The 4637-nt window shown below is 42.3% G+C and carries 7 protein-coding genes; 4 read left to right on the top strand and 3 right to left on the bottom strand.

Translation table 11 applies throughout. The annotated features are described in order from the left end of the window. Positions 1–322 precede the first annotated feature (322 nt). Both AC805_RS21525 and clpP read left to right on the top strand, forming a co-directional pair. A complete protein-coding gene (locus AC805_RS21525; protein ID WP_055077306.1) occupies positions 323–637 on the top strand; it encodes a hypothetical protein in 315 nt (104 codons plus the stop codon). A gap of 281 nt (positions 638–918) precedes the next feature. After that, positions 919–1515, top strand: coding sequence for an ATP-dependent Clp endopeptidase proteolytic subunit ClpP (gene clpP, locus AC805_RS21520; protein WP_009629573.1), 597 nt, complete (start codon positions 919–921; stop codon positions 1513–1515). Between the two features lie 299 nt (positions 1516–1814). On the opposite strand, the gene AC805_RS21515 is transcribed toward clpP, so the two are convergent. Beyond that, on the bottom strand, positions 1815–2123 hold the full coding sequence (locus AC805_RS21515) for a hypothetical protein (RefSeq protein ID WP_055077305.1): 309 nt from the start codon (positions 2121–2123) through the stop codon (positions 1815–1817). Between the two features lie 170 nt (positions 2124–2293). On the opposite strand from AC805_RS21515, the gene AC805_RS21510 reads away from it, so the two are divergent. Continuing rightward, entirely contained in the window at positions 2294–3151 is an 858-nt protein-coding gene (locus AC805_RS21510; protein WP_055077304.1) for a fructosamine kinase family protein, read from the top strand. Positions 3152–3185: 34 nt separating this feature from the next. On the opposite strand, the gene AC805_RS21505 is transcribed toward AC805_RS21510, so the two are convergent. Further along, positions 3186–3842 (bottom strand): hypothetical protein, encoded by a 657-nt coding sequence (locus AC805_RS21505; protein WP_055077303.1) that lies wholly within the window; start codon positions 3840–3842, stop codon positions 3186–3188. A 149-nt stretch (positions 3843–3991) separates the two neighbouring features. On the opposite strand from AC805_RS21505, the gene AC805_RS27020 reads away from it, so the two are divergent. Next, entirely contained in the window at positions 3992–4315 is a 324-nt protein-coding gene (locus AC805_RS27020) for a hypothetical protein (RefSeq protein WP_231664101.1), read from the top strand. 3 nt (positions 4316–4318) lie between these two features. Here AC805_RS27020 and AC805_RS26560 read toward each other — a convergent pair. After that, positions 4319–4637 (bottom strand): tetratricopeptide repeat protein (locus tag AC805_RS26560; protein WP_055077302.1); only part of this gene is annotated, 319 nt, incomplete at its 5' end.

Raw genomic sequence — 4637 nt, 5'->3', positions numbered from 1 at the left:
GCCAACATAATTGAGCCACCGACTTTACGAAGATTTGTGGTGTGCATAATTTCTCTGTTAGTTATATTTAAATATAACATTATAGCTACAGTCACTTGACTTAGGACAAATCAAACCCCAAGAATTGACTGGCGGCGCAAAGCGCCGCCAGTCAATTCTTGGGGTTTATACCCCAGTACAATTGGCGACAGCTATAGCAAAAACCTTAAGCCTCATTACAGCCCCAAAAATAACTTGAACCTTTTGGCTAGGAGCAAATGTCTAAACCAGCGTAAAGCGTTAAACATTCGATTCAAGGCGATCGCTAAAGGTAGGTAATATTATGAAAAGCTTGATTCTGCCCATTCTTGCCATTACTTCTGTAGTCAGCACCCTCAGCCTAGTCAATCCCAGTTCCGCTTCCGCAGGTACGATCTATAATCGCGAAGTCAATCAACAGGAACGCATTTATAAAGGCGTACAACAAGGCACAATCAGCCAAAGCGAATACAAAAATTTAGAAAAACGTGAAGCGCGTATCGAAGCCCAGCGTCGTAATTATCTCAGTGATGGACATTTGAGCCGTCAAGAAGCAGCCCGTCTCACCCGCGAACAAGATCGCGTTTCTAATGCAATTTATCGCGATCGCCATAATTAACGTCAATTCTGGATAATTTGAAACGAGCTTTGAGAAAGGGTTTGCTACGCAAACCCTTTCTCAAAGCCCAAGAATAAAAGCCTTGCTAAGCAAGGCTTTTATTCTTGGGCTTTGCAGATTTGCCAGCTTAACCCGAACTGACGTTAATTAATCAAAAAAGCAGTACCAAGTACTGCTTTTTTGATGAGATTGCTACACGGGGTGAAATCCGAATAGAGTCAGAGGTTAGCGGTGATTACATATCAGTACAATAGACTGAGAGTAAACCGTAAAGATAAACTATGATCCCAACCGTAATCGAACAGTCTGGTCGTGGCGAAAGAGCCTTTGATATTTTTTCGCGCCTACTGCGGGAGCGGATCGTATTTTTGGGGCAACAGGTTGACGATAGTATTTCTAATATCATTGTTGCTCAGTTGCTTTTCCTTGAAGCCGACGATCCCGAAAAAGATATTTTCTTGTATATCAACTCTCCTGGGGGATCTGTGACCGCAGGTATGGCTATTTACGACACGATGCAGCATATTCGTCCCGATGTTTCGACAATTTGTGTAGGGCTAGCGGCAAGTATGGGTGCTTTTTTGCTCACTGGTGGCGCAAAGGGCAAAAGGCTATCATTGCCGCACACAAGAATCATGATTCACCAACCTCTTGGTGGCGCTCAGGGGCAGGCAACGGATATTGAAATTCAAGCGAAGGAGATTCTCTACCATAAGAGCCGTCTCAATGAATTGATGGCTTTCCACACAGGGCAGCCGATCGATCGCATTGCAGAAGATACCGATCGCGATTTCTTTATGTCTCCCTACGAAGCGAAAAATTATGGACTGATCGATGAAGTTGTTACTCAACGCCCCAAATTTGAAGTAGCAGCATAATCTTTAAAAAAAATGGCTCAAAATTTGAGCCATTTTTTTGGGTTATTTTTTTGAGTTATTTTGAGAGCTATAGCAGTAGCCAGTTATATTAGGACAAAAACAAAACCCAGAAGAGTGTTGCGGCGCAAAGCGCCGCAACACTCTTTTGGGTTTTATGTCTTAACTTATTTGGCTATAGCTATACTTATAATGAGACAGAATAATCAGACAGAATAATCATAGGATCTCATTATATTTAAATTCCACCATCTAAAAAGCATGGCAATCCTAGATTTAATTCAATAGTTACAGTAAGGATTTTAAACGGAAGCCTTTACTGTGGTTTTACGAACCCCAGATATTTTGGCATGATTATACTTAATTTCTTCTTCGGTCAAAGGCACGATATCAATATGATTAAATAGGGTTGTAACAAAGGTAAACAGCAAAAAGGGTAACGATGTTACGACAATTAATCCAACAGCACCGAAGGAATAAACTGGTTTACTCATTAGAGAAAGTGCTGAAGCCAGAGCTGCAAAAATTACACCCAACCAAACAATTACCTGACCCAAAATATCGCTAAGGGTTAGGGTACAAACAAATCGGTATTTACCAATATCGTTCATCATATAATTTCACCAGTCAAGCTAGTTTTTAAGGTTTTATTAATAAAAAATCAAATTATTAATTAACAGTATACGAACCTTTCTTAAGGTTTTGGGTTACGTTTTATTGAGAATTCCAAAGCACGATCGCTACCTTGGGGATTAATATTGCCGAATTTAGGATAAAAATTATGTGGAAAGAAATTGCGATCGCTATTTCGCAAGCAACGGGCGAAAAATTTAATGCTGATCGCTGTCAGGCAAAGTCGGGCGGATGCATTAACCAAGCGAATATGCTATCCGATGGCAAACGACAATTTTTTGTAAAAACGAATATTGCAAATTGTTTAGATATGTTTGTTGCTGAGGCGATCGCTTTAAAACAAATGCATGGAACTAAGACGATGCGCGTGCCGCAGCCCATTTGCTGGGGAACTGTGGGAGAAACTGCTTATTTAGTGATGGAAAATCTTGAATTGGGCGGTAATCAAGATTGGGAAGCAATGGGTCGAAATTTAGCGGCAATGCATCGAGTAACTAGCGATCGCGGGTTTGGGTGGGATCGCAACAATACCATCGGTGCTACGCCGCAGATCAACAACTGGACGAATGACTGGATTGATTTCTGGCAGGAATATCGACTCGCTTTTCAAATTCGTTTGGCTAAGCGTAAAGGTTGGCGGTGCGCCGTACCCGAAGCAAAAATCTATGAGGCTATCCCTAAATTTTTTCGAGATTATCAGCCACAACCCGCAATGGTGCATGGCGATCTCTGGGGCGGCAATGCAGCTTTTATCAATGGTGAGCCTGTGATTTTTGATCCTGCGCTCTATTTTGGCGATCGCGAAGTTGATCTTGCCATGACCGAATTATTTGGTGGATTCCCTGCTCAGTTTTATCGCGCCTACAATGGGGCTTATCCCCTTGATGCGGGCTACAGAGAGCGCAAAAATCTCTACAATCTCTATCACATTCTCAATCATTTCAATCTCTTTGGCGGTGGCTACGGTTCCCAAGCTAGTCGGATGATTGAGAGTATCTGCTCATAAGAAGGAGCGCTTTGCGCTCTTTCTTATGGGTATTTTAAGCGGTTGCTTCTTGTTCGCTTTCGATTAAAGGCGATCGCAAACAGAGGTAAATCAATGCGCCGACTAGGGGAACGAGGGCAATGAATGTAAAAAAGCGATCGCTACTCATGCCGCGTCTTTCCATATCGTCACTAAGCAACCAAGGAAATAGTAGTGACAACATACAGAAATCTAAACTCATGACATGGATAAATCGGCTAGTTTGCCATTGCTGGATGAAGTCTGCCCAGTTAGCATTAGCGAATCCATAGACGAGAAAGTAACTTGCGATCGCGGTCAGCACAATTCCTGTCCAGCGTGACTCTAAGGCGGAAATCAGTCGAGTCTTTTTACCGATAAAGGTGGGATTTGGTTCGCGCAGAGCAAAGTAGGGAAGTAGGGCAAAGGCTCCGACCAAAAATGAGAGGCTGCCAAATAGCCAAGCGGGTACTTTCTGTCCGCGCCCGTCGCTGGCTAATATACAAGCATAAATGAAGGGAAATACGCCCATGAGGTTAAACAGGGCAACGATTAAGGCATTTGTGCCTTGCCAGTCTCCCGTACTCAATTTTTGAATTAGTTGCAAGGTGTCGGGGCGATCGGGTGGTGCAAAGATGAAGGCATAGACCGAAAATAAAATCCAAATCAACCAAAATCCAAGTTTATTAGGCATAAATCAAATAGTTGCTTACTAATCCTATTAAAACCTAGAAATAGTTTTGGTGATAAGTAGCGATCATCTTGGTCAGTTTATTTAGTGCAAAATCAAATTAGAGACTTTGGTATAATTTCATATAAGTTGATCCTATGCCCTAGACAGCTATGACTATCCAAAAGATTCGCGAACAAGTTCTAGATTTAACTGAAGAGGAGCGTTGGGAGTTGATCGATATATTAATGAAATCGCTAAGAACAAAACCCCCATTAGCTATCAAAAATCGCGGTATTGCTGCGAGTTTAGTAGGTATTGCTAAGACTGATGCACCTGCTCCTACGGATGAAGAAGTTAAAGAGGATGCTGTTCAGGTTGCGGCGGCGATGGAAGCAAGATTAGATGCGATCGTTACTCGTGATGTTGCAGGTTTTATCGGTTCTCCAATATTGGTAATGTCTCCAGAAGAATTAGTAAACCAGTTAGGGCAATAGAATTCAGTTTTGCCATTCCTTTTCGATGCGCTCTAGGTCTTTGATGGCGCCGAGTTGTTGATAGATCGTTTTGGCTTTGTTGTAATATTGCTGAGCAAGGATGAGATTGCCACGTTGTTTTTCAAGCAGGGCAAAATCAAAATTTCCTTCAGCTATGAGATATAAACCGCCTAATTCAGTTCTTAATTGCAAAGATTGCCGATAGAGAGATTCCGCTGCATCCCAGTTGCCACGATTGCGCTCGATGTCTCCCAATTGTCCCCAAGAACTTGCCATACCCGCGCGATCGCCTAATTCTTGTTTAACTGCTAAACATTGCCTG

Source organism: Pseudanabaena sp. 'Roaring Creek' (assembly GCF_001402795.1).
GTDB lineage: Bacteria > Cyanobacteriota > Cyanobacteriia > Pseudanabaenales > Pseudanabaenaceae > Pseudanabaena.
Note: the sequence above shows the minus strand (reverse complement) of the source record. Positions and strands in the feature narration are given on the sequence as shown.